Source organism: Synechococcus sp. A15-60, assembly GCF_014280095.1.
In the GTDB taxonomy this organism is placed as follows: Bacteria; Cyanobacteriota; Cyanobacteriia; order PCC-6307; family Cyanobiaceae; genus Synechococcus_C.
In genome coordinates this window covers 502187-525883 of sequence record NZ_CP047933.1, presented here as the reverse complement: position 1 = coordinate 525883, position 23697 = coordinate 502187, and the positions used below count along the sequence as shown (strand labels likewise).

Here is a 23697-nt window from a genome sequence, read left to right as displayed (position 1 = left end):
TAAGATTTGAGGGTGGTTCAGACCACGAGCCGGGATAGCTCAGTTGGTAGAGCAGGCGACTGAAAATCGCCGTGTCCCCAGTTCAAATCTGGGTCCTGGCATTTCGCTGAATCGCTCCTTGATCCCCGTCCCGATCAACGACGATCGCCAGTTCAACAACGCCGATGGTTTTGCCATGGTGTTTGATCCAGCCTGGCAACGCTGCCTCAAGGCAGGTGAACTTGACGACCAATCACTAGAAGAGCGGATCGAAACCGTGCTGAAACACCTCAGTGAGCACCCCTTTGTGCAATCCGAGCCCACACAGGCTCGACAAGTGGCCCGTTTCCGTGTGCGTCTACTAGATCTGGACAGCTAAATCAGGGTGGGCTGAGAGGAATCGTCAGGCGCTCAGCAAATCAATCTGATCCTCATCACTCTCTTGGCTCACAGGCTCCTGGTGCTCCTCGAGATGCTCGATTTGCGGATCATCCACGTACACCGTCTCAGTGGGATCAGCGTCGAGCTCGTCCTCCGACTCCATCAGGTCGTCCTCAACCGAGTCGTTGTTTTGAACGACCGCTAGCACCGCGGTCTCATCAACGGCCTGGTGTGCGGTGGCAACTTCAGCCGGCATGTCATCCAGCAGGCCCTGGAGATGCTTCAGGCGATCACTACTTTCGACCAACAATTGCTGGGAGTCAGCATCGTGTTCGGCGTGCTCAGGCGCAGCATCAAGAGAAGTCTCGATCTGCGCAAAGCGCTCTTCCAATGCCAGCAAGCGCAGCGTCAGCGATTCAGCAATGCCACTGACCGCATGCAGCTGACGACTGAGCTGCTGAACCATCGCGGAACTGGAGTCAGCTGCGGCCATGGGGAAAGCGCCGTGTCGGCCTGATGGTATCGATCGTCCAGAACTTGTCCAGCGACGTCGTTTTCACCCATTTGTGGCAACACCTTTAGAGGCGTGAGATGTCTCCAAACAACACCGATACAGTTGGTTTGGCCTGAGTCGAGCGATGAACGAATCACCACAGGCGAGCCTCAGGTCCTTGATGGAGAATCCCGGGGAAGAGAACGAGCAGCTGCACACCATCGATCAGCACGTTCTCCGGCTGAACCTGAAACCCGATGATCTGAAGCTCTGGCAGGACACCTACGCCGCCATGCCGCAGCCAGGAAACATCCTCTTGGCCTGCGAAAGCGACAGCTGCGCCCTTGAGTCGACGCGACTGACCTGGGTGGTGGGAGCTGCCATTCGATCCGCCGACGTCGAATCGGCACTGGATGCAGGAGCGCTGTTGCAGCACCTGGGCATCAGCTCCACCCTTGCGGAGGCCATGCCAAAGCACTGCCCAGGCGTGGGTGGAGACATCGTCTGGGCGTTCTACCTCGAACGCCACGGCTGGCTGACCGCTTGCCCGGTGTTGCCCACCATTTCCTTGGGATCCGCGCAGCCATGAACGCGGCAAGTGCAGATCAGATCAGAGCTTTGGCACAACGGGCCAAGGTCTGCGGCCTCGACGAGGACCCCACCATCCCTATCAATCTGCGCCAGGTGATTGCCACAGCGAACCGCGATCAACGCCTGCTCACCGCTGAGGAACTGCAGCACTGCTGTCAGTGGTCAGGGGTGGACTGCGCTCCGTTGGTCAGCCTTCAAGACCTCGTCCCTGAACTCGTGAACCAGTCACGATGGGAACTGCTCAGCGACGAGCCCGACCTGGTGAAACCTGGCGGCAAGCTCCACCCCCAAGAGCGAGCAGATGCCTGCTGGCGAGATTGCTTTCACTTCCTACGCGTGAGCTTGTATGGCATCGCGCTAAAGCGCACGGAAATCACCGATCGGGAAGGCATGGTTGCTCTAGCAGAGCTCTACAGCCTGCTTGATGTGCCGGTACCGGCACTCCTGCGAGCCCTCGCCCACCTCCGTCAACACTCCATGCAAGCCTACGCAGATCTCTGCTCAGCAGGCCAAGCGAAGGCGCTAGGGGAAACCGTTAACCACATCAGCAACACGATTCGACACGTGATGAAGAGAAACGAAGACAAAACTCCCTAGCCCTCGAAAAGACCGAGAATTTGAGGCATCCACTAAGCATTTCTACTGATGGCACTTCAGCTGCTGGAGTACCCGTTGACAAGCCAGAACCAACGCGTCGGTGACCTAGGAGGCCTGAGCTCACAGCCGAAGAAGGCGGCATTCCCAAGTCAAGAAGACCGAAACATCCAAATTGAAGATGCTTACAGGCAAGTGTTTTTCCATGCCATGAAATACGACAAGGATATCAACCTAGAATCGCAATTTCGCAACGGCAGCATTACGGCGCGGGATTTCATTCGAGGATTACTACTGTCTCGGCGGTTTCAAGAAGGGTATGTAAACTGTAATACAAACTATCGACTCGTTGACCAAGTGATTGGAAGAGTGCTTGGACGACAAACACATGGCCAAAGTGAAAGAATCAGCTGGTCAATTCGCATCGCGGAAAAAGGCTTTAACACTTTTGTTGACGAGATCTTAAACAGCGATGAGTACATGCAATCGTTTGGGTACGACGAAATACCATCTCAAAGAACAAGAGTTATCGCAGGCAAACCAACTGGAGAACAACCGATATACCAACAATTACCGCGATACGACGCTGATTGGCGAGACATGCAATGGGAAACGAAAATCCAGTTGAACAACACACTCGATACACCCAAATTGCAAAAAACGCCAGAATGGGCTCTAAGAGCCTGGCTAGCCTTCATAACAGTCGGAGGCATAGAGGTAACGAGAATTACATTAACTCTTATTGCAGAGATACACACCACCCGGTAACCAAAACCTCAACAGACAAGGAGAAAAAAGAAACATGTCAAACCAACCAAAGAACACGGAATAAAAACAAAGCCGCACAAAAAAATCAAAACGATAAAAAACCATTAACGCAGAGCACGAGCAATAGCAAAGCTCTTCGGAAGGACGAAACCCCTTAAAAATCAGAACGCGGGCACGGTCACCAAACTTAACAAACAGCACATCCAACCAAGACTGCCCCAATCGGCAAGACCTAACTAAAAACAATCAGAGAGAGGCAAAACGCACGAAACATTTTGTTGCGAGCGACGAACAAGGGGGAACTTATACCGAGCAAGGCACTTAAAATTATGCAGCGATATTGAAAGCACTACGCCATGGTCGTAATCAAGCCGACACGGGATTTCACCAGTGAAGACCGAGTGTCCTATACGGCCAGCAACGCTGCGAAGCCCCGCCAAAACACAGCAATCAATCGTTATCGACAAGAGATTTCTAGCGGTTCTTTAATTCCACGGAACGGAAAAGCCGCGAAAACAAATCAGCAATTCAAAGAGAATCATTGCAATGCAATGGGACTTGGCATTGGCCCACGATTGCATTCAGAATGCCCATATAGCAGCATTGCAGATGAATACGCAAGCACAGGTCAAGCAGCTCTCCAGGTTGCAGTTGAAGGTGCTTACAGGCAAGTTTTCGGAAATCTGCGACCCAGTAATTCGCAACGATGCATTGAACTTGAATCAAAGTTAAGCAGCGGAGAAATCACGGTAAGAGATTTTGTGAATGGCTTGGCAAAATCAGACCTATACAAAGAAAAATATTATTCAAAAGTGTCTCCCATTCGCGGCATAGAACTAAATCTCAAGCATCTTCTCGGAAGACCACCTCGCAACCAAGCAGAAGTCAGCAAATACATTGCACTAATCGCTGAACAAGGATTTGATGCCTTGGTTGACAGCGTCACACATTCTGGGGAATACCTTGAAGTTTTTGGAACAGACACTGTTCCCTACCTCAGAGCATGGAATTCAGAAGCTGGTTCTTATTGCTCGACATTTGTCAACCTTGGCAAAGTCACCACAGGAAATGCTGCATCGGACACGATCATCGAAGGCCGTAGCCAACTCGTCATGGAATTTGCTGCTGCACGGAATCTCAGTTCAGCGAAAGGAGGAGACGTCAGCGGATTCAAGTATTCTTCAGCAGTAACAGACCCGAAATCCAGAGCATTTCAATCGATGTATCAACCCAAAACAACAAAAACATGGCGCTGAAACATCAATACGCAACTCGGGTGAACTTATAACGATTATTCGCCATTTAAATAGCACAAACCTGTTGACTCCTTCTCCGAAGTCAACAGGTTTTTTACATGCATAAATTGACAGAACAAATATAGGGAGAGTATTCCATAAACCTAAAAAAGGAGCATTAAAGAATCAATATACAAAGAGTGAGCGTTGGCAGAGAATTTAAAATATATAGGCGTTGGTGCTATGGTCATTATTCTAGAATTGGCGGCAAACAAGAAAGAGTCAATTCAATGACAAACCAAGGTTTTCTAAACCTCAAGACATGGTCAGAACCGGAGCTTTGTTCACCAGACTCAGACGAGAAGGTCAACGACGCGCGCGGCTCAGACTGGCGTAACAAGAATCTGGGTTCGCTTGATTTATCCGGCTCAAAACTGTGTCGATGTGATTTGAGGGGGACTGATCTGAGTCAATGTAACCTCAAGGACGCTGATTTACGACTGGCTATTTACGACAACACAACAAAGACTCCAGATGGCTTTGACATCAGAACTTCAGGAGCCGTAGGACCAGGAGCAAAACTGAATGGAGTTTATCTGAATAACACTGATTTAAGAGGGATCGATCTAAGAGGAGCAGCACTTCTTGGCGCTTACCTCAGCGGCACTGACTTAAGTGGAGCGATACTAGATAATGTGTCTTTAGCTGGCTCAGACTTGAGATCAGCCACCATGCGCGGAACCATGTGCCGAAACACTCGCTTTGGGACCTGCGAAATGGATCTAGTTGACCTCAGAGGAGCAGACCTTGAGGGCGCAGCACTCGATACCGTTCAATCAATCAAAGGAGCAGATTTTTCATTCTGCAGGGGTTTAGAAGACAAAGTAGATGCACTGCTTGCGAGATCTGCTATGGAGCTTGATTGCTGGAACCCGTACACTCGCTCAACAACTAGAAGCAGTTTAGAGAGCTTAATTGGCAGGTGATCCTTACCACGAAAGAACGCTAAAAAGGAGAAAAAACCAGATTCTCAACAATTAGCAATATTCGGACAAGATTGATTGAGGTTTATAAAGAACCTGCCCCCAGGGAGGGGAGGTGAACGAGTATTGCTAGGCGACATGTGAGAACCTTCATGCCCTTCGGTCCTGCTTCGCTCCTCGGGGTCGAACGCTTCTCGGAAGAGAGTGAAGCACCTCTAGAACTGATCTCTGGCGACGATGACGCCAAGAAGGAGCAAATCATCAGGGCTGTCTACAAGCAAGTGCTTGGGAATGCCTATGTCATGGACAGCGAACGACAAGTCATCACTGAATCCCAATTCAAGTTGGGAGAGATCAGTGTTCGTGAAATGGTTCGCAGAATTGCGAAGAGTTCTCTCTACACCAGTCGGTTCTTCGACACATGCGCAAGATACAGGTACATCGAATTAGCCTTCAGACACCTCCTAGGTCGCGCACCAGAAAGCTATGAAGAGATGCGGAGCCACGCAGATCGGTTAGATAGCAAAGGTTATGAAGCCGACATCGATAGTTTTTTAGATTCAGCAGATTATCAAAATACATTTGGTGAATGGATTGTCCCTTATCAGCGAGGTTGGAAAACTGAAAGCTGTGGAACAATGCAGGAGTTTACTTGGAGCTTCCAACTCCTTCGAGGAAATAGCAGCAGCAGCTTGAAGGGTGACTTGGCAGGCATTAGGAGCAAGCTTGGAGGCTCTGCTTATCAGAACAGGCCCATTGCGGTGGTCCCACCATCCTCAACAGAAGCAACTGGCTGGAGTTTCCGTCCATCGAAAAATCTCGAGGATGCAGCAACTCGATTGGGAGCCGGGGCAAGCGATCAAGGGCAAACCTACAAGATCGAAGTCACCGGCTACAGCACGACCAACCTCAAGAGAATATCAAGATACACAAGAAGCAATCGAATTTACTATGTTCCGTTCGATAAACTATCGGAGCAATTCAAACGTATTCATAAGGAAGGCGGAAAAATTTCAAGCATTACACCAGTGACATAAGAATCAGTTCGCACACTTCCCTCTCCACCCCTTCAATCCCTCCACTCGACGCAAATCATGGCAAGCAACGCTTCTTCCCTCGGCTTCGGTGCAACATCAAAATGGAACAACCCTGTGGGTTTCCAAAGGAAAAACCAGGGTGCACCGAAAGCTGCTCTCACAATTGGAGAGTTTCTGAAGCAATCATGCGACAACATGGCAATTGGAGTGGGTCCAAGGAGCCACGAAGATTGCCCACACAGGGTGACAACAGAGTGCTACAGCCCCGATGACTCTGCCTCACTTAACGAAGTCATCGCGGCGGCTTATCGTCAGGTGTTTGGCAACGCTCACGTCATGGACTTTGAGCGTTCCGTTGAGCTTGAAGCTGAACTTAGAGATGGAAGACTGACTGTAAGAGAATTCATTAAAGGGCTCGCAAAATCAAGTTTCTACAAATCTCGATTTTTTAGTTCGGTCGCACCACAACGTGGCATTGAACTGAATTACAAACATCTCTTAGGAAGAGCCCCAGAGACTCAAGCAGAAATTTCAGCAAAAATTGCACTCTTGTCCGAACATGGGCACGATGCAGTGATCGATAGCATTGTTGATTCTGCTGAATATCTTGAAGTATTTGGCAGCGATATCGTTCCTTACGCACGTTCCTGGAGCTCACCTGCAGATCTTTCAACCGCAGCATTCCCAATGCTCGCAGCGTTGCAAAAGAGTTTTGCTGGTAGCGACAGTGCAAGAGGAGGAAGCCCAGCACTTACTCGTAGTCTGGCAAGTGGGTTAGCTCCAAGAATCAGTGTTCCAAGCCAAGCTGTTGGAGTTATTCCAAGCAAAACCTTCGCGAAAGGAAGATTTGATAGCAAACAGCCCGGTATCACCTCAGGGAAAGATAGTGCACCGATGCGCGGTGATTCATATGTGACCTTTGGTCTTGGACAGCGCGAGCAGGAAACATTCCAACGTTGCCCTGGAGACAGCAGTGATCAACTCAACACACTGATTCGGGCAACTTACAAACAGGTGATGGGGAATCCTCATCTCATGGAGTTTGAAAGAGCTCTTTCCGCCGAAAGTAAGTTCATCGACGGTTATTTGAGTACTCGCGAATTGGTTCGTGCGATTGGTCTTTCCGCAGAGTACAAGAAACGCTTCTTTGAAACCAATGCACCTTATCGTTTCATTGAACTGAACTTCAAGCACTTCCTGGGAAGGGCACCACAGTCTCAGGCAGAAATCAGCGCACACACCCAAATTCTCGCTGAAGGGGGGTATGAAGCAGAAATCGCAAGTTATGTGGATTCGGAAGAATACCAAAGTGTGTTTGGCGAAGACACTGTTCCCTATGCAAGGATTCTCAGCGAAAGCGGACGTTCACAGGTTGCCTTTAACAGGCACTTGAGCCTTGCCGAAGGATTTGCAGCGAGTGACACTGTCTTGAGCAGTTCATCACTTGTACGATCCGTCGCAACAGGAACTGTTCCCAAAGGTTGGAGCAGTACAACAACACGGATTAATCGCACTGGCACACAGTCTGGTGCACCAGATCCGACCAAAAAACGCTTCAGAATTGTTGTTGCCAATCAGACGCGGATGTCTAGACAAAGAACATCTGGAAGCACCTATCTCGTTTCCGGCAAAGACATGTCTAGCCAAATGAAATACATCCATGCAAGAGGCGGGAAAATTGTATCCATCACAGAAGTGATGTAAACCAAATCGACAATTTATTAGAGGGTTTCAGCGAAAGAGACCCTCTATTTTTTTACTTCTCTGAAACATGACAACCACAACAACTCTTGCTTCAAAAGCAAACATTGATACCAGCCACGCCGCTGAAGTAATTCAGCAAGCCTATCGCCAAGTTTTCGGTAACAGGCACATGATGGAGCTAGATAAAAATGAGTCAATCGAGGCCTTGTTTATGAACGGTGACTTGACCGTACAGGCAATGGTGACCGCAATGGCTCAATCAGAGACATATAAGCAATTATTCCTAACCCCAAACAATCCGTATAAATTTGTAGAACTGAATTTCAAGCATTTATTAGGACGCCCACCCAAAGATCAAACAGAAGTGATGGAGCACGTAAAACTTCTCCAAACCGAAGGGTATGAAGCCGAAATAGCAAGTTACACGTACAACGAAGAGTATCTAGCTGCATTTGGAATTGATACTGTTCCATACAATAGAGCGAGAAATTCTATCGTAGGTGGTCAAACCAATTTCTACACACGTGCAGCCGTTAGTGATGCTGGGTATGCTGGCTTTGATGGAGCAAAAAAAGAGTCAACACTTCTGACCAGCATTTGCACGAATCAATCCCCGACAATACTTGAAAGAAAGAGTGTGGGAAATGCTGCGGCTCTCACAATTAATTGGACCTCGCGACGCCAAGTTGGGGGTAACCGAAGGGCAGTACAAAAATCTGTGGTGATGCAAAGTTCCATGTCAGGGACCATCCGAAGTATCCTTGCACAGGGTGGCAAAATCATTTCCATTACGAAGGCTTAAAGCTAAGACGTAAACCCAAAACCAATGACTGCCATCGGCGATAATTGGTTTTGGGAATCACCAAATCCCAAGCCATTTCAAAACGAATCAACCCTGAAGGGGGTTTACAAATGCCAATTCTTCGCCCTACTTCAAGCGAACAACCTAATCAAGACAAAGCATTTCATCAATCTGTATCGTCCCAACCGATGGCGATGTCCATGATGATCGATTCTATGGTTAACATGATGCAGAATAACCGTCCTGCCTTGGATGACCGTATCATCAGCGGAATTAACAACTCAAATGAATATTGAGCAATTCGTTGCTCAAAGTGAGGGCGAATGGCGATCGATGCGGTCCGGTCATTCACTTGCTTTTCAATACTTCGAAGATGTTCTAAGTGAAATTAAGATAGAGAAGATAAGCAAAAACGACCCTAGAGTTAAGAGTCTGCTTGAGTCTTACAATCATTCTGAAGCACTTATATCATCAATAATATCGCCATTCAAAATGGAGTGGTCTGCTGAAAGTGATTGGGAGCCTGATGATCCGACTGAAGTCGCAAAAGGAAGTTGCATCATCTTGCCCATTCCAAAAGGCCATTCATCAGGTGAATTGCTAAGGAGTGTTGGATATGCAGAGTCTGAAACAGCGAAGTCAGACTATCACTTTTTGGAAGACGGTACATTTATTTTAACCACTCAATACGAGCAATCAATTGCTGAAGAACGGATTTGGTTCGCAACTGAAAATGTAAGGTGCAGATCATCAATACTCAAAACATCAGCCGGATCTGGAATTTTACAAACATCATTTGCCTCAGAAGTTCGTCGGATTCAACCCTAATTAATTGTAATGCAAGACATTAAGCTATTAGAGTTTGCAAAAACTCTCTCCGGTGTCTACGACAATTTAGAGCAATCTCAAAACAATCCCCAAGATTTTGCGAGAATTAACATCTACTTTCGCCCATTACCATGGGAGATATTTGACGGGCCAGGTTTTTACTCAGAACAATGTTATGACTACGCTCCTTGGGACCCATATCGACAAGGCATTCACAAATTAACCCATCAAGATAATTTATTTATAATGCATAATTATGGTTTTGAGAAGCCAAAGAGACTAGCAGGTGGGGGGAAAAACCCAGAAATACTTAAAGGATTAAAAGAGTTGTCAATGAATGAAAGATGCGGATGCGCAATGCACTTCGAACTCATTAAAAAAGGTGAGTATATAGGGAGAGTTGAACCTGGCAAGAAATGCCTAGTTCCCCGTGACGGCAAACTAACCTATTTAGTGAGTGAAGTAGAAGTCAATCAAGAAAAATGGATCAGCAGAGATAGAGGATATGATCCAAAAACGGATGAACAACTGTGGGGGTCAGAGCATGGTCTACTTAAGTTCAAGCGAATCAAATACCTTGACGATATAATTAACGATGATTGGAGAAAACACATAAGCAGTAATGTTTGATGTAGATAAACAAATGAAAGCATGGATTCGCTCTCATCATTTAATATGCGAGGGTAGTGATTTCATGTTTGAAACAGTTGATCAAACTCAGCTGGATAAGTTCGAAGAATGTCTCAAGAGAATGGGTGGCAAAATAAGAACAGTTAAAGCAGTGGGAAATTGGCCAATGGGACCTAACAGAACCTTCAAAATATTACGCGCGATAGCATCAGTACCAAGGCCGGGGGGAGAGAAACTAGTAACGTATTGGGCTAAAAAAGGAAGCAAGCAAACAAGGTATTCAGATATAAATAGTTAAATACTGAGTTAATCTCCAAACCAGCCCATCCATGTGTCTTGAGAAAAATCAGTATGCTTACTCCATTTTCTTAAAATTGTAGTCGAATCAAAAGAATATCCAAGTGAAGCTGCAATATCAATGACTTGATCTTGATTCAAGGCAGATTTTACCTGCGCTTGGAGATCAGAGTCATTGCGCACAAGAGTTATAAACGACTCTAAAACTGCATCTTTTTGGTCGTTGGTGACAGAAGCATCCATGACTGCACTAAGAATCATTTCAATTATTCTATTCTAGGCTTGCGTCAATGGCAAGCTCATGTGCCATCCATAAGCATTGATCTCCAGGGCTGAACCCGACGGAATGCCCAAGACCAATGCTGAGGCTCAACGATTGCGATACGTTCTTTTTCTGTTGAAGACAAACTGGAGAAATCAGACTCAACGAAAACTAACCACTCCTGAATTGAAATATTAAAACCAACTTGCGAAGCATAATCAACAATTTGCTGATCAGATTGACAGGCTTTCAATCCCGTAGCAACTGAATGGTCGTAAACAACCTTGGCGACAAATTCCTGAATTTGAGAAGAGGACATATCAACAGCTTTCAATCCACAATGCAAAGTTCACATTTTTACAGATCATCTGCAAAACCAATGGTCCCCCTGGGCAACGCAAAAGTCTCCAGGGAATTTGTTCTTGAAGAATACCCGAATCTATGGTGATCTTCGGAGGACTTGTAGCTTGCTCATACGGGATCAGTGCAGAACCAGTAATGATCGGATCAATAGATCGAACAACAGTTTTAAGCTGCTCAAGATCTGTGATCTCGTTCAGCTGTGATTGAACGGTAACTGTTTCTTTGACAGCATCCACAAAGCGATGAAGAGATTGCTCAATTTCTGGAGAGACTGGCATCACAGAAAGACAAAGACGATTAAATGCTAACAGACCAGACCATTGAATATTTGCAACAAGAGAGCAGGGAAAAACCCTACTATCAATTAATGCTCCAACCATCAAAAGCCTTAAAGAAGGCTCTAAAACCAACTCGATGGTAGAGTCACTGAATAGAAACAGCAATCTTGGAGCAGGAGTCCCATTCTGCGAAAAGATTGCCGTTAACAATCATCCAATGACATGCCTGAAAGGTTTGACAACTTAGTAGAGGGTCTATCTGAGGAACGCGCCCTATCGGTCATCCTTGCCAAGCCAGAAACACTGGAAAGACCGGTCGATAAATACATGGCTGCAACAAGGCTAGGAGCGAGTGATACAGATATTTCACTTGAATACCTACTCAAAGCATCAGAATTAGATCCTGAAAATCTATACGACCGAATTACTCGGAGAAAGGCAATTGATGCCTTGGGAAGAAGAAAAAATGCCAAAGCATTGCCATACTTATTCAAAGCGCTCAAAGGCGATGACGAAGCAGCGATCATCAATGCAATCGATTCCATCACAAAAATTGATGCACCACTTTCAGAAGAAGATCATGACAAATTATTGGCGACTCTGACCGGTGAAGCCATCCAGCAAAGAGCTGTCATTCAAGCCCTTTGCAGAATGGGCGTCACCAAGGGTGAGCAAACCATCAGGACAAAAGCAAAAGACGGCAACCCATTAGTAGCCGGCGCTGCCAAAGCATACCTAGCAAGAGTTCATGGGGAAACAAAAGGGTTAGATGATCTAATTCCGCAACTGACTGATCCGATTGCGGGAAGACGACGGTCGGCCGTAATTGATCTGGGTGATGCTGGAGATATCAATCGCTTGGAATCCCTTGTAAATGCTCCAGTTTCGATGTCGCTTCGTGCGAAAAGTGCATTTCAACTCGTTGATCCGGAGAAAAAATGCATCGTTCCAGATCAATTCATTGATCCATTAACACGCTTACTTCAAGACAATCCGCAGACATTAAGATTAAGAACCGAATGGATCTGCCCAGCCGCACCGATCGAAATCGAAAACAATTTGCAGCATCGCGATGAAGCCCGCCAATACGGTGGAGCAGCGAGCCTTATGGCTTTGCCTACAACAGAGAAGTTATTAATAATAGATGCTATCAAGGACAAACTATGGAGTGACTACGTAACTCATTATTACTTAACAGCCGTCGTGAGCTTACAAGCAATCAACGAACGTAGCCATCTCGTCCGATTAGCACTGGCAGAAACCATCCCTCAGTACACCAAGTCCAGGATTGCTGCAGCCTGGGGGTGCCTGGCCATGGGCCTCGATGACCAAAAGCATCTTCTTAAAGACCTTGCTAACACAGCAGTCTGGATACCTCTCAGATGGACCTGCCTACAAGTGCTTAAAAAGATGTCATAAAACTGCTAGCAAGATCAGGGCGGCATGAGCTGAAGCGTATTGAATCAACACTCAAGCAGTTTTTGTCAACTTGTGTTTCCTGACAGGCTTGCCGGAAGAGAAGAGGAAAAAAGCATGATTAAAGTCACACGTGATGCGGAATGCATCTCCCTCAACAACGTATTCCTCAACCCCCATGCTCGACGCATTTTCCCGGGCTGCCGTATCCGCCGATTCCAGCGGCGCTTTTATTGGCGGTGGCGAGCTCGCTTCTCTGAAAAGCTTCATTGCTGATGGCAACAAGCGTCTCGACGCAGTGAACGCCATCACCTCCAACGCTGCTTGCATCGTTTCTGACGCTGTCGCTGGCATCTGCTGCGAGAACACCGGACTGACCGCTCCTAACGGTGGTGTGTACACCAACCGCAAAATGGCTGCTTGCCTGCGCGATGGTGAGATCGTTCTCCGCTACGTGAGCTACGCACTGCTCGCCGGTGACGCATCTGTGCTGCAAGACCGTTGCCTCAACGGCCTACGCGAGACCTATGCCGCACTGGGCGTTCCTACCGGTTCTGCTTCACGTGCCGTCGCCATCATGAAAGCTGCTGCTAGTGCTCTGATCACTAACACCAACAGCGGTTCCAAGAAAATGGCTCTGACCTCTGGCGATTGCTCCAGCCTGTCTGCTGAGTCCGCTAGCTACTTCGACATGGTGATCAGCGCAATCAGCTGAACAACAGGTTGATTTTTCGATAAATCTTCAAAAAACCATTTTCAATCATGAAGTCCGTCATCACCACCGTCGTCGGCGCAGCCGATAGCGCATCCCGCTTCCCTTCCTCCTCCGATATGGAGTCGGTTCAGGGTTCCATCCAACGTGCTGCCGCACGTCTTGAGGCTGCTGAAAAGCTGGCCGGCAACTATGACGCCGTGGCTCAAGAAGCTGTCGACGCCGTGTACGCCCAGTACCCCAACGGTGCCACCGGCCGTCAGCCCCGTAAGTGCGCCACCGAAGGCAAAGAGAAGTGCAAGCGTGACTTCGTTCACTACCTGCGTCTGATCAACTACTGCCTGGTCACCGGCGGCACTGGCCCCCTGGATGAGCTGGCAATCAACGGACAGAAGGAAGTGTACAAGGCACTCAGCATCGATGCTGGTACCTATGTTGCCGGTTTCGCTCACATCCGCTCCCGCGGTTGTGCACCTCGCGACATGAGCGCTCAGGCTCTGACCGCTTACAACCAGCTTCTCGACTACGTCATCAACTCCCTGGGCTGATATTCAGCTTTAGCTGATTGATGTTCTCGATTTGATGGAGGGGGTGGGCGAAAGCCCACCTTTTTTTTACCTTGTCGATTTCAATTCCAATTTTTAGATAATATCTCCAATTTTCAGGGATTGGAATCGGCAGACATCAAATCCCCCACACCCCACCCGACAAGGGAAGAAAGAACAAAATTCAATCATCAACACATTTAATTACGTATAGCCATCAAATTTTCTCCTGCAAAGCACATCTGATCAAGCGATTTTTCGCTCAGAAAAAAGCCGACTCAAGAGAAAACTCACCCCAAATCATCCCTCCTTTAGCATCATGCTGAGTACCCAGACAAGTCGTGATGGTATGGCTGCAGCAAGCCGTACACAACCTGCATCCTATTCCACAACCAGTAAAGCTGGAAAGAACACGACGCATCGCACTGTCGCTGGTTCGATTGCAGAATTCAAACGCAACACCTGCTCAACAATGAGCTTGGGCATAGGGCCGAGACTTCATAGCGAATGTCCCTTTGGGTCTGTATTCGACCAGTACCACCCTGGGGACTCGGCAGCTCTCGAAAGAACAATCATTGCAGCCTACCGACAAGTCTTGGGGAATTTACCGCCGACAGAAAATGAGCGTCTCAGCTCCTTAGAAGCCCGTTTGATGAATGGTGAAATCACAGTTCGTGATTTCGTCAATGGTCTTGCGAAATCACCCTTTTACAAGAAGAACTATTTTCACTCTGTTGCTCCACAGCGCGGAATTGAGCTGAACTACAAGCACCTGCTTGGCCGTCCTCCACTGAATCAAGGAGAAATTCAAAAAAGTATCAAACTCCAGGCCGAATCAGGCTTTGATGCTTTAATTGACAGCCTTACTGACAGTGCAGAATACGCTGAAGTTTTCGGTTCCGATATCGTTCCTTATTGGCGTACAGGCGACTCTTATGCAGGCATGATGACATCATCATTCAATATGATGAGAGAGCTTGCTAGCACAAAAGTAGCCGTGAGCGACAATGCTCAAGGCAGCAGAAGCAGAACTGTTAACCCCCTTGCAACTGCTGCAGCAAATGCAGTGCAGCCAGTGCGCTTCACTTATAAGGCAGTGGCCAAACCTGCACCACGTTTGCCCCAACAGCAATACTCGGGACACCAACCTCCCAAGCAGACTGGTAATGTTCCGTTCCGGCCTTTTGGAGTTCACTTTTAAAGTGAATTCAAAGACGGAAAGCAGCTGGCTCATTAAAAGTTGACCGGCAAGCACCCTATCTCTACAGGGTGCTTTTTTTAATAGCAAGGTCAGTCCAGAAGTCAAATGACACAACCGAGAAGATCGTCATGTAGATTAGAAAAAGATTGAAAAAGCGTTCGGTGTCTGAACATTCAAATGCAGAGTCGCCAACCAGCGATAGTCAGCTCACCGAAGAAGAGGCTCTACATTTAGCAGAAGAGCTTGGAAGTCTATTAAGTGACGGCAAAATACCAAATTCGGACGCTGAATCAATTCAAAAGATGGTTGCAGGCTTGGGAGATAAAAGAGGTGCACTACGACTTACATTTGCAAAAAGCCTTGGTGCCGTGGGAGATACAGCATTACCAGTTTTATGCGATGCCCTACGTCATCACAAGAATGTTGTAGTAAGAAGAGCATCAGCAAAAACAATTAATTTAATTGGTGATAAAGCGGCTTTGCCATTTTTATTAGAGGCATTTTTAGAAGATGACGACCCAGTTGTGCTTGGATCCTCAGCAGGTGCCATGGCAACAATTGGACCAGATGCGATGGAAACATTACTGGGAATCCTCAAAAATCCAGACTGCACTCCTTTCCAGGTAGGACTGATTAACCTCGCACTGAGCTTCATTGGTGCGAAGGCACCGGAAACCTTGTTAAGTGCCGCTGATTCTGACTCAGCGGAAGTAAGAGTCGCAGCAATTTCAGCATTAGGAGACCAAATACAATCGCTGGGTGACACAAAAGCCCAGAGAAAAGTATTTGAAGCCTTAGAAGATGTTTCTCCGGATGTAAGAGCAGAAGCTGTAACACTAATAGGAAAATCGTGTGACGCCGAGGATGTCGAAGAGCTATTAACCAAAATGTTGATTGACGAAGACCTTCAAGTCAGAAAGAACACTGCCATGGCATTAATGAAACTTGGAGCCATCAATAAAATTGAAGCGATAAGAGAGGCGAAATCAATCGAAAGCAACGAATCAGTTGCCGCAGTCTTTAGTGTAGCCATCAACATCTTGAGCAGAGATGCACAAGAAGAAAGCGAATAGAAAGCTACGCTCGTAAAAGTCCTCGAACCAAATAGATGTCAGCAAAAGGGGAGAGTGCTTTTAAAACATCAGAATAAATTTACCAGCCAAATAAAGAGTCAATAAACAATGCAACTTGCGCACAGATTTGATCATTGAATGATAAAGTGTGTTTCTAAGCAGATGTCTCATGTCACGCGCAGAATTTATCCGTTTCCTTGGAGTCTTAGAGGAAAACGCCTCATTCAGACAGCTCTTTGCAGAAGCCGAGCCTGAAGAGATTCTTAGGTTGGCCGATCAAAATGGTTTTGATTTTTCTGACGAAATTAAAGGACGTTTCTTAAATCGCTGGGCAGGTGTTTATTTCTGTCCTTTTGCCAATGATGTTGGAAGACTATGCCCCAAAATGATACCAGAGGGGTATGAGACGCTCTTGCATTACTCTCAAACAACATGCAGCAAAGATGACAAAGTTGAACGCTTCGACTTCAGAGCTGGAGGATATTATTCAGGAATAGAAACTGTTTCATGAGCAACTACTGATCCTGTTGCCTCGACATAAGATTCTCAAGTCTTGCCAGTGAAGATTCAGCAGCTCCGCGAATCATCGGATCACTGGCACCGCTAAGAAGAGCCTTCAATGCAACTTCAGAGTCAGGGTCAGGAATATCGGCAAGTGCTTGAGAAGCACTAAAAACCAAAGCAATATTTTCACTATTGAGTGAGTTTGAAAGGATTTTAATTGCTTCCTTAGATCTTATTTCTTGCTTTCCGATTTGCCCAAGACACATCAATACACCTTGAACAACGACCATATCATCATCATCAACTCCTTTTTCCAGAAGGGTCATCACTTCTTCAGGGAAAGCTTGATCTGGAAAATTCTTAAACAACTGGACGAAAGCCTTTGGAACACAACGTCTTGCAGTTTGGTTATCAGTTGATGAATAAACATCTAACAAAGGAAGGAATGCAGAGCTACCAAACAAACCAATACCTTTTACCGCTGCACGGTAAACCTTAGGATCTTTATCGGTAAGTAGATCAATTAATTTGGGAAGTGCTTCTTGAGGGTAATGTTCAACCATCAATGCACAGGCATCTTCCTGAATCCTCGGATTAGGATGTTGAAAATCAGAAAACAATTCATCAATCGAAGGGAAAGAAGAATTGCTTTCCATTTACCCGTACATACAGATCAGGGAATATCTTAGCATTCGGAGTGACTTCAGTTGCTCCAAGGCCTGTATATAGATTCACACAGTACCCAGAATTGATTCAGTTTTATATCGCACAGCCCAATCAGGATCTGTGCACGAAAGTTGCTTGATTGGCTCATAAAACTGTTGGATCTCGAACCGTTTAGGATCAGATTGAATAACCATCAGAGCCACATAACGGTAATCCCAAGACTGTTCACCCTCTACACCAAGCCATTGCTCTATGAGATCATGACAATCATTAGGGAACAACCTTGCATATGAAAGGAAAGCAGCAGGAGCAGACTTCTTAAATTGTGGACGCTTGTCTGCAATCGCTTGGCGGAGAATTGGCTTGATCAGATTTAACGCTTCCACACTCCAACCCTCCATCAACCCAAACAAACGCATTAAGAAGTAATGAGCACCGTAATCATTATATGCTCGAGAATTCCAGCAATCTTCAATTAAAGGATAGAGCTCTTCTACATCTCTAGACAATAGAGATTGCATTGCAAGATAACAACGACTGAAATCGGGATGGAACAAGCTCTCAACTAGCAATGAGGTTGAAGGAGACATGTCATAACGATGGACAACAACAATATCCCTTGGATCGTCTAGAAGAACCTTTTGAATGGCTTCAAGGCCAAACTGCTTTCGTTCAAGATTATCGGATTGTTTGACTAAAGAGCGGAGCGCTCTCATGCGAAATGCAGGGGAGATTGGGGCTGTCAGTAGATCTGGCAGTATCTGAAATGCATCAGCGTCAATAATGTCCTGAACAGCCGATTGTCGATCCATCTGATTGGCTTCATAAAGGTAATCAGATAAATCGTCAAGGTTTGGTTGCTCCCCTGATAAGCGGGAGAGCGCCGCCAATGCAGCACCTCGAATCGGTGTTTTTTCACTTGCCAACAAACACTCGATGGATGGAATAGCAGAAGAAACTGAAAGCTTTGCCAACGATTGAATTAACACCCTCTGATTTTGTGAAGAGTCACTTAGCAAAGAAATCATGGATTCATGAATTAAGCGATCTGAACAATTCAACTCACCCAACGCCCAAGCAGCATTCTCAACTGTATAAGAATCAGAACTTTCAAGAAAACCTGCAATGATCAATTGTGCACGATTAGACTTTAATCGTGCGAGAACTTCTATCGCTTTGCGTTGCGCCAAGCGCACAGCATTATCTGCTGAAGATCGACTCAGGAATAGGATAAGAGCCTCTTCTGTTTCATCACAAGGAAAATTAATCAGATGAGAACATGCCATATAAAAATCACTTGCACTTTCTAAATCAACAACTTGTTTGGTAAGGATTGCGATTGCGTCATCGCGCTTAAGCCCCAAATGAATATTGTCAAAAAGCCCTGCCATGACTGACCCCTCTCTTCAGCAAAAATTCTACACAACCACACGTAAGCTCGACTCGTCCAGAGGATAAGAAACGTTTTAACGGTCTTTCCAATGCAGGAGTAAACCTGCAAGATGTCTAATAGATGAACTCTTAAGGATGGGACCCTTTTCAGGACAGCGCCTACGTATCTCGACCGGCGTGATGGATGGGTCAAGGCCTTCAACAAGTCGAACAATATGCATCGACACCAGATTCATGAATCAATGGATGCAAGCAACACATCGTTGTGGTGTGTCAATCCTCCATGTCTCAAAATTGACAGTTTCGACAGATAGTAATATCAAGCCTTTGATTCCATTAAAAAAAGAAACCTCTTCTGCGCCCAAAAAAGCCTTGACAACAGAAAAGGTCGAGGAGCGCAAAGACAACAAACGAAGCGGTCGACGTCGCAATCGGCGAAAAGCCTCATGAACGCGTTCGTCTAACTCTTTGAAGTAGACACTTCAAACACACTTTCAACTGGGCGATTCCCTTTGAGACTCTCCCAGTTGATGGCATTTAAAAAAGCCGCCTGGTCAATAGTCTCAACAACATCAACTCCCCAAAAACCCCTTTGCAAAGGTGATCCAGGAGCCGCGTCTGAGTCTTTCCTGCCTCCAAGAGCCAAAACAACATGATTGGCTTGATGACCCAATTCAACTCTGAGTTGGATCCAAGCCTCAACGAGTTCCTCTGCAAGCTCTTGGGGAGAACGAGAAGAGGTTATTGACATCAACCAATGCGGATGGCCAAGCAATTCGATGTTTTGAACCGAATTAGCCTTGCGCTGCAATCCTTCTGATAACTGTGTCAAATCAAAAGAAGGAACATTCTCAGAGTCAACTTGAAGATTATGAGAAATCAAAAAGGTTGTCATCTTCTTTTTAAAATCAAACCATAAACGAAACATCCGCATTGCGTGATGATTCTTTGATACGGTTATCACGACCAATAAAAAAGAGGGGCTTACGCCCCTCAGAATTCTCTAATGATCCAAGAGATCAGGAGAGAGCATTGATTGCATAGTCAAGATAGCTCTTGAACTCGTTCAGAGCCTGTGCGCTCATGTCGCGAGGAGCACATGCACGGTCACGCGTGTAGGTGAGTGCTTCGATATAAGCATTTGTAGGAAGACCCAAGGTGCGATACACCTCACGAGCACCTGCAATGCCCCACTCATCCAGAGGACCAGTACCGCCAACAATCAGGCAGTAGTTGATCAGACGGAGGTAGTGACCAAGATCGCGGTAGCACTTGTCAATTTTGACTTGGCTATCGCCAGCTTCACCAGGCTGCTTCAAATAAGCGTACTTGTTGAAGCATGCGTCGCCCGCTTCACGGGTGACGTTGTCCAAACCAGAAGCCAGCTTTTCAGCAGCCTCAAGACGAGCAGCAGCTCGCTGAATGTTGCCTTGGACGGCTTCGAGATCGTTTTGTGAAGGGAAGCGACCTGCAGCATCGGCTGCAGTCACAACAGTGGTGACAACGGATTTCATTTGTGATCCCTAATTAGTGATGCTGAAAAGGAAAAAAGAGTCGGAATCAGATGCCAATCAGCTGATGGCGCCGATCACGCGATCGAAGTAAGAACCAGCTTCAGACACCAACGCGGAGCAATCACCCTGGGTGGTTTCCATCTTGCGGTACTTAGAACCACCACTTGCAGGGGTGTTGGTCTGATCAATCAGTGCTGTAGCTGCGGACTTCATGATGGCCACAGCGCGAGCTGCTGACTGAGTGGGAACACCCAGAGCGATGTAGGTCTCCTTCAGACCATTCAGGCAACGATCGTCGAGAACCGAAGCATCGCCAGCCAGAAGGGCGTAGCTGATGTAACGGAGAACGATCTCACCATCACGAAGGCATGCAGCCATGCGACGGGTGGGATAGCAGTTGCCACCGGCTTGGATCAGACCGGTGTTCTCACAAATCATGCCGGTAACTGCATCGGAAACGATGCAGTAGGCATTGGAGGTGATGGCGTTAACAGCGTCAAGACGCTTGTTGCCGTCACGCACATAGGAACGGAGGTCAGCGAGCTCGCTACCACCAACAGGTGCAGTTTTGGCGTCAGCGCTGACGACTGTGCGAGAAAATGCGTCGAGCATTGGGGGGCCAGACAGTTTTGGAGATGCAGTGCTTCTGAAACCGCCCGGGGAACAAGCCGCTTAGGCCTGACACCACCAGGTAGGGGTGGAAGCGCTATGTCAAGCTAAGCCCTTGGCAAGGGGGGGGGCCAAAAAGGGCGTTGATCACGCAAGGGTTTGTCATCTTGCGACGTCAAGCGCAGCATTTGATCAACATATATGTAGAACTGCAGCAGTTGCAGCGGGACAGTGCTTAGAGCATTATGCAAATTAAGGACGATCAACTCGCCAAGTTATTCTCAATAACCTAAGGTGACTCAGTATTTTTTCTTATGATGACCGAACCACAACCTGCCGAAAAGCCCTCTCTTAAGGAATTACAAGAGTCCATTGATGAGCTAGCAACTTACAGGGAAAGGTTGTACCAGGATGTTGTTAATCTTGGGAAAAAATTACGACTTTCCCAGAAGAAAATCGACGCCACCATTGCCGCTCATCCGGAACTTCAACGGCTGGACGAAATCATGATTCAATTGGTGAATCAAAAAAAATCTGAAGAAGCAAAATAATCTAACGCTCGGAGCCAAAACACGTTTATTACAAGAGAGCTGCTTATGGCCAATCCATTGTTAACGACACCAATGAACATGGTGGATTTTTTCGAAGCAAGCCGTGGAACTTGGCTCAATCGGCGTGCTGTCCACCATCATGACCACCAAGATGATGAAGCAGCCGATTCAAATCTGATCATCGAACCTTTCAACGCTTCAGACTCTGTCGTCGATTCTGTTTGCGCTGATCTCAACATCAAGTCTGAAGACTGCAGAGGTGGGGCAAGATTTTGGTGGGAAAGCAACAATAAGAAAGGAGTGCGTAACGATGATTACGCAGCTGTCGTCATTGACATTCCAAATCAAGATGATCCACGCAAAGGATTCTTACTAAGAGACGTTGGCTACGTCGAGAAACAACCCGTCCTCAGCACCTATTATTTTGCCGACGATGGAGTTGTAACAATCACAACTCGATATGACACGAACATGGGAATTGAACGATGCTGGTTCGTGACAGATCAAATTCGAATGCGTGTCAGCTCTGTCCAATGCCTCAACGGTGTTGCCATGACGACTTATTGCACTGAATTCAAATGTCCCACCGATGAGGAGATCCTGAGAACCGCGAATGAAGCACGAAAACTAGCCACAAACAATCCACCCGTTATCTAATCGAATGTTTGATCCATTTCTCCACCAGCTAACTAAAGGGATCAAAGCCCGTGGAGGCACCACCATTGATGTACCCGAAGGCTTAGAAGTTAATCATTCTGCCAAGGGCACAAGCACGATCCGTAGTTGGCTATGGAATGTACCTGGCTTTCGTCGCTGGAGAGTCACCAGACTTGATGCAGGAGAACAACTTCAGGTTCTTAATTCCGTGGCGTATCCAAATTATGAACTTGATCATCCTTTGATGGGCGTTGATCTCCTATGGTTCGGAGCACGAAAAAAACTTGTGGCAGTCCTTGATTTTCAACCCTTAATACAAGACAATAGCTATTTAGATCGTTATTTTGATGGACTCAAGGCATTACACAAAGAATATCCGGAATTGAACGGTGAGGAAACAATGCGCTCGTTTGATCCAAACCAATATTTTTCATCCTGGTTGCTCTTCTGCAGAGGAGGTGCCGAGCAAGCTGAAACATCATTACCGCCAGCATTTAGCTCTTTTCTTGATGCTTATTGGAAACTCCACGATGACGCCTCGCTGACCCCATCGACCATTGCTCCTGATGAGGTTAAACAGCTCCAAGAGCAGTACGACGTGTATAGCGCTGAACGAGATCCCGCTCACGGCCTATTCACCAGTCACTTTGGCAAGGAGTGGTCGGATCGATTCTTACATGAATTTTTGTTCCCTTCATCATCTAAATCTTGAGCATGAGCCGATCTACAAGCACAGATCCAATAGAAATTCCAGGCTGGAGTTGGCAGCCTTTCCTTGATGATGCCATTCGTGCTCTGCAAGCCTTTGAGATCACACCTTATCCAGTAGAAAAAGACTTTCTTCTCAAAGAGGGAATCACCGGATCGAAATCCAAGCCCATTCCCGTTACAACTGCGACCTGGGCTTGCCAGACAGAGAAATTCCGACAAGTGCGAGCAGCCTGTGTCAGCGCAGGCGCCTCGGCATCTGTTCTAAACTTTGTTATAAATCCTTCAACGTCCTTCGACTTACCTTTTTTTGGAGGTGACTTAGTCACTCTTCCTTCAGGGCATCTCTTAGCACTCGATTTGCAACCAGCTTGCAAATCAGACCCTCAACATACACAACACGTCTGGGATCAGTTACTTCCAAAATTTGAATATTGGAGCGCCAAGCTACCGAGCGGTGGTCCGATTCCAGAAGAAGCTCAGCCTTTTTTCTCACCTGGTTTTTTATGGACAAGACTACCCTTGGGTGACGAAGGCGATGAAATCATCGAAAATGTAGTTAGACCAGCTTTCAACGATTATCTTTCCCTTTATCTTGAATTAACTTCTAAATCAAAAGCAGTCGATAAAAATCGAAGCGAATTTCTACTGGCTGGTCAAAAAAGGTATACGGAGTACCGAGCCGAGAAAGATCCTGCCAGAGGAATGTTATCTCGATTCTATGGAAGCCAATGGACAGAGGATTACATTCATAAAGTTCTTTTCGACCTTTAGCGCTTTCAAACCTCGCCTGCATTCAATACTTCCAGGCAGGTGCAGGAGTTAAGCATTATGAACAGCCTTCGAATGTGCAAGGAGCATTTCGCGAGAATCTGCACCGAGCCCAAAGGGTCTTTTTGACAAGTCCCCTTAGGTCTTGAAGCC

General features: G+C 46.7%; 32 protein-coding genes and 1 tRNA gene. 24 read left to right on the top strand and 9 right to left on the bottom strand.

Annotated features, from left to right (window positions below):
• The first annotated feature begins 28 nt into the window (after nucleotides 1-28).
• Nucleotides 29-101 (top strand) — tRNA-Phe (locus tag SynA1560_RS02650).
• A gap of 17 nt (nucleotides 102-118) precedes the next feature.
• Entirely contained in the window at nucleotides 119-358 is a 240-nt protein-coding gene (locus tag SynA1560_RS02645) for a hypothetical protein (protein WP_186501096.1), read from the top strand.
• A 24-nt stretch (nucleotides 359-382) separates the two neighbouring features.
• On the opposite strand, the gene SynA1560_RS02640 is transcribed toward SynA1560_RS02645, so the two are convergent.
• A complete protein-coding gene (locus tag SynA1560_RS02640) occupies nucleotides 383-853 on the bottom strand; it encodes a hypothetical protein (protein WP_186501095.1) in 471 nt (156 codons plus the stop codon).
• Between the two features lie 145 nt (nucleotides 854-998).
• Between SynA1560_RS02640 and SynA1560_RS02635 the strand changes: the two genes are divergently transcribed.
• The 12 genes from SynA1560_RS02635 to SynA1560_RS13655 all read left to right on the top strand — a co-directional run bounded on the left by SynA1560_RS02635 (nucleotide 999) and on the right by SynA1560_RS13655 (nucleotide 10323).
• Nucleotides 999-1442 carry a hypothetical protein gene (locus tag SynA1560_RS02635; RefSeq protein ID WP_186501094.1) on the top strand — a complete coding sequence of 148 codons (444 nt, stop codon included), beginning with the start codon at nucleotides 999-1001 and terminating at the stop codon, nucleotides 1440-1442.
• Nucleotides 1439-2041 carry a phycobilisome polypeptide gene (locus tag SynA1560_RS02630; RefSeq protein WP_186501093.1) on the top strand — a complete coding sequence of 201 codons (603 nt, stop codon included), beginning with the start codon at nucleotides 1439-1441 and terminating at the stop codon, nucleotides 2039-2041. Before SynA1560_RS02635 ends, SynA1560_RS02630 begins: the two co-directional genes overlap by 4 nt.
• A gap of 48 nt (nucleotides 2042-2089) precedes the next feature.
• The gene (locus tag SynA1560_RS02625; RefSeq protein WP_186501092.1) at nucleotides 2090-2806 is read left to right on the top strand and encodes a phycobilisome rod-core linker polypeptide; all 717 of its coding nucleotides are present in this window, start codon (nucleotides 2090-2092) and stop codon (nucleotides 2804-2806) included.
• A 356-nt stretch (nucleotides 2807-3162) separates the two neighbouring features.
• A complete protein-coding gene (locus SynA1560_RS02620) occupies nucleotides 3163-4062 on the top strand; it encodes a phycobilisome rod-core linker polypeptide (RefSeq protein ID WP_186470142.1) in 900 nt (299 codons plus the stop codon).
• 269 nt (nucleotides 4063-4331) lie between these two features.
• Nucleotides 4332-5027 (top strand): pentapeptide repeat-containing protein, encoded by a 696-nt coding sequence (locus SynA1560_RS02615; protein ID WP_186501557.1) that lies wholly within the window; start codon nucleotides 4332-4334, stop codon nucleotides 5025-5027.
• A gap of 149 nt (nucleotides 5028-5176) precedes the next feature.
• The gene (locus tag SynA1560_RS02610; protein ID WP_186470141.1) at nucleotides 5177-6061 is read left to right on the top strand and encodes a phycobilisome linker polypeptide; all 885 of its coding nucleotides are present in this window, start codon (nucleotides 5177-5179) and stop codon (nucleotides 6059-6061) included.
• A 57-nt stretch (nucleotides 6062-6118) separates the two neighbouring features.
• Nucleotides 6119-7765, top strand: coding sequence for a phycobilisome rod-core linker polypeptide (locus SynA1560_RS02605; RefSeq protein ID WP_186501091.1), 1647 nt, complete (start codon nucleotides 6119-6121; stop codon nucleotides 7763-7765).
• Nucleotides 7766-7832: 67 nt separating this feature from the next.
• Nucleotides 7833-8567, top strand: a complete 735-nt coding sequence (locus tag SynA1560_RS02600) for a phycobilisome rod-core linker polypeptide (protein WP_186501090.1) — start codon at nucleotides 7833-7835, stop codon at nucleotides 8565-8567.
• A 44-nt stretch (nucleotides 8568-8611) separates the two neighbouring features.
• A complete protein-coding gene (locus tag SynA1560_RS02595; RefSeq protein ID WP_255477033.1) occupies nucleotides 8612-8863 on the top strand; it encodes a hypothetical protein in 252 nt (83 codons plus the stop codon).
• Complete coding sequence (locus SynA1560_RS02590; RefSeq protein ID WP_186470968.1) at nucleotides 8853-9395, top strand: phycobiliprotein lyase; 543 nt, start codon at nucleotides 8853-8855, stop codon at nucleotides 9393-9395. The genes SynA1560_RS02595 and SynA1560_RS02590 overlap by 11 nt, the downstream gene beginning before the upstream one ends.
• Nucleotides 9396-9404: 9 nt before the next feature.
• Nucleotides 9405-10025 carry a chromophore lyase CpcT/CpeT gene (locus SynA1560_RS02585; protein WP_186470138.1) on the top strand — a complete coding sequence of 207 codons (621 nt, stop codon included), beginning with the start codon at nucleotides 9405-9407 and terminating at the stop codon, nucleotides 10023-10025.
• The gene (locus tag SynA1560_RS13655; RefSeq protein ID WP_222930222.1) at nucleotides 10018-10323 is read left to right on the top strand and encodes a CpeR family transcriptional regulator; all 306 of its coding nucleotides are present in this window, start codon (nucleotides 10018-10020) and stop codon (nucleotides 10321-10323) included. Before SynA1560_RS02585 ends, SynA1560_RS13655 begins: the two co-directional genes overlap by 8 nt.
• Before the next feature lie 8 nt (nucleotides 10324-10331).
• Here the strand turns inward: SynA1560_RS13655 and SynA1560_RS02580 are convergent, their stop codons facing one another.
• Genes SynA1560_RS02580 through SynA1560_RS02570 form a run of 3 tightly spaced genes read right to left on the bottom strand, consistent with a single transcriptional unit; the run spans nucleotide 10332 to nucleotide 11225 of the window.
• A complete protein-coding gene (locus tag SynA1560_RS02580; RefSeq protein ID WP_186470137.1) occupies nucleotides 10332-10565 on the bottom strand; it encodes a Nif11-like leader peptide family natural product precursor in 234 nt (77 codons plus the stop codon).
• 56 nt (nucleotides 10566-10621) lie between these two features.
• On the bottom strand, nucleotides 10622-10918 hold the full coding sequence (locus tag SynA1560_RS02575) for a Nif11-like leader peptide family natural product precursor (protein ID WP_255477032.1): 297 nt from the start codon (nucleotides 10916-10918) through the stop codon (nucleotides 10622-10624).
• The gene (locus tag SynA1560_RS02570) at nucleotides 10905-11225 is read right to left on the bottom strand and encodes a hypothetical protein (RefSeq protein WP_186470967.1); all 321 of its coding nucleotides are present in this window, start codon (nucleotides 11223-11225) and stop codon (nucleotides 10905-10907) included. The genes SynA1560_RS02575 and SynA1560_RS02570 overlap by 14 nt, the downstream gene beginning before the upstream one ends.
• 222 nt (nucleotides 11226-11447) lie before the next feature.
• Between SynA1560_RS02570 and SynA1560_RS02565 the strand changes: the two genes are divergently transcribed.
• The 6 genes from SynA1560_RS02565 to SynA1560_RS02540 all read left to right on the top strand — a co-directional run bounded on the left by SynA1560_RS02565 (nucleotide 11448) and on the right by SynA1560_RS02540 (nucleotide 16683).
• Nucleotides 11448-12644, top strand: a complete 1197-nt coding sequence (locus tag SynA1560_RS02565; RefSeq protein WP_186501089.1) for a HEAT repeat domain-containing protein — start codon at nucleotides 11448-11450, stop codon at nucleotides 12642-12644.
• Between the two features lie 175 nt (nucleotides 12645-12819).
• Nucleotides 12820-13356 (top strand): bleomycin hydrolase, encoded by a 537-nt coding sequence (locus tag SynA1560_RS02560; RefSeq protein ID WP_186470134.1) that lies wholly within the window; start codon nucleotides 12820-12822, stop codon nucleotides 13354-13356.
• A gap of 47 nt (nucleotides 13357-13403) precedes the next feature.
• On the top strand, nucleotides 13404-13901 hold the full coding sequence (gene mpeA / locus SynA1560_RS02555) for a class 2 C-phycoerythrin subunit alpha (protein ID WP_186470133.1): 498 nt from the start codon (nucleotides 13404-13406) through the stop codon (nucleotides 13899-13901).
• A gap of 316 nt (nucleotides 13902-14217) precedes the next feature.
• Nucleotides 14218-15099 (top strand): phycobilisome rod-core linker polypeptide, encoded by an 882-nt coding sequence (locus SynA1560_RS02550; RefSeq protein ID WP_186470132.1) that lies wholly within the window; start codon nucleotides 14218-14220, stop codon nucleotides 15097-15099.
• Nucleotides 15100-15245: 146 nt separating this feature from the next.
• Nucleotides 15246-16172 carry a HEAT repeat domain-containing protein gene (locus tag SynA1560_RS02545; RefSeq protein ID WP_255477031.1) on the top strand — a complete coding sequence of 309 codons (927 nt, stop codon included), beginning with the start codon at nucleotides 15246-15248 and terminating at the stop codon, nucleotides 16170-16172.
• A 169-nt stretch (nucleotides 16173-16341) separates the two neighbouring features.
• Nucleotides 16342-16683, top strand: coding sequence for a Nif11-like leader peptide family natural product precursor (locus SynA1560_RS02540; protein ID WP_186470131.1), 342 nt, complete (start codon nucleotides 16342-16344; stop codon nucleotides 16681-16683).
• A gap of 4 nt (nucleotides 16684-16687) precedes the next feature.
• Here SynA1560_RS02540 and SynA1560_RS02535 read toward each other — a convergent pair whose 3' ends face one another.
• The 5 genes from SynA1560_RS02535 to cpeB form a co-directional block, all read right to left on the bottom strand.
• Nucleotides 16688-17332, bottom strand: a complete 645-nt coding sequence (locus SynA1560_RS02535; protein ID WP_186470130.1) for a HEAT repeat domain-containing protein — start codon at nucleotides 17330-17332, stop codon at nucleotides 16688-16690.
• 75 nt (nucleotides 17333-17407) lie between these two features.
• Nucleotides 17408-18733 (bottom strand): HEAT repeat domain-containing protein, encoded by a 1326-nt coding sequence (locus SynA1560_RS02530; RefSeq protein WP_186501088.1) that lies wholly within the window; start codon nucleotides 18731-18733, stop codon nucleotides 17408-17410.
• A gap of 461 nt (nucleotides 18734-19194) precedes the next feature.
• Entirely contained in the window at nucleotides 19195-19668 is a 474-nt protein-coding gene (locus SynA1560_RS02525; protein WP_255477030.1) for a DUF2656 family protein, read from the bottom strand.
• A gap of 85 nt (nucleotides 19669-19753) precedes the next feature.
• Entirely contained in the window at nucleotides 19754-20248 is a 495-nt protein-coding gene (gene cpeA, locus SynA1560_RS02520; RefSeq protein ID WP_186470128.1) for a class 1 C-phycoerythrin subunit alpha, read from the bottom strand.
• 57 nt (nucleotides 20249-20305) lie between these two features.
• Nucleotides 20306-20860 (bottom strand): class 1 C-phycoerythrin subunit beta, encoded by a 555-nt coding sequence (gene cpeB / locus SynA1560_RS02515; RefSeq protein ID WP_186470127.1) that lies wholly within the window; start codon nucleotides 20858-20860, stop codon nucleotides 20306-20308.
• Between the two features lie 314 nt (nucleotides 20861-21174).
• Here cpeB and SynA1560_RS02510 point away from each other — a divergent pair, with 314 nt between their 5' ends.
• From SynA1560_RS02510 to SynA1560_RS02495, 4 genes are read left to right on the top strand one after another with little or no spacing between them, the layout of a single operon-like run.
• Complete coding sequence (locus SynA1560_RS02510; RefSeq protein WP_186470126.1) at nucleotides 21175-21408, top strand: hypothetical protein; 234 nt, start codon at nucleotides 21175-21177, stop codon at nucleotides 21406-21408.
• 45 nt (nucleotides 21409-21453) lie between these two features.
• Nucleotides 21454-22065 (top strand): phycobiliprotein lyase, encoded by a 612-nt coding sequence (locus SynA1560_RS02505; protein ID WP_255477029.1) that lies wholly within the window; start codon nucleotides 21454-21456, stop codon nucleotides 22063-22065.
• Between the two features lie 4 nt (nucleotides 22066-22069).
• The gene (locus SynA1560_RS02500; RefSeq protein ID WP_186470125.1) at nucleotides 22070-22777 is read left to right on the top strand and encodes a 15,16-dihydrobiliverdin:ferredoxin oxidoreductase; all 708 of its coding nucleotides are present in this window, start codon (nucleotides 22070-22072) and stop codon (nucleotides 22775-22777) included.
• 2 nt (nucleotides 22778-22779) lie between these two features.
• A complete protein-coding gene (locus tag SynA1560_RS02495; protein ID WP_370523176.1) occupies nucleotides 22780-23547 on the top strand; it encodes a phycoerythrobilin:ferredoxin oxidoreductase in 768 nt (255 codons plus the stop codon).
• Nucleotides 23548-23697 lie beyond the last annotated feature (150 nt).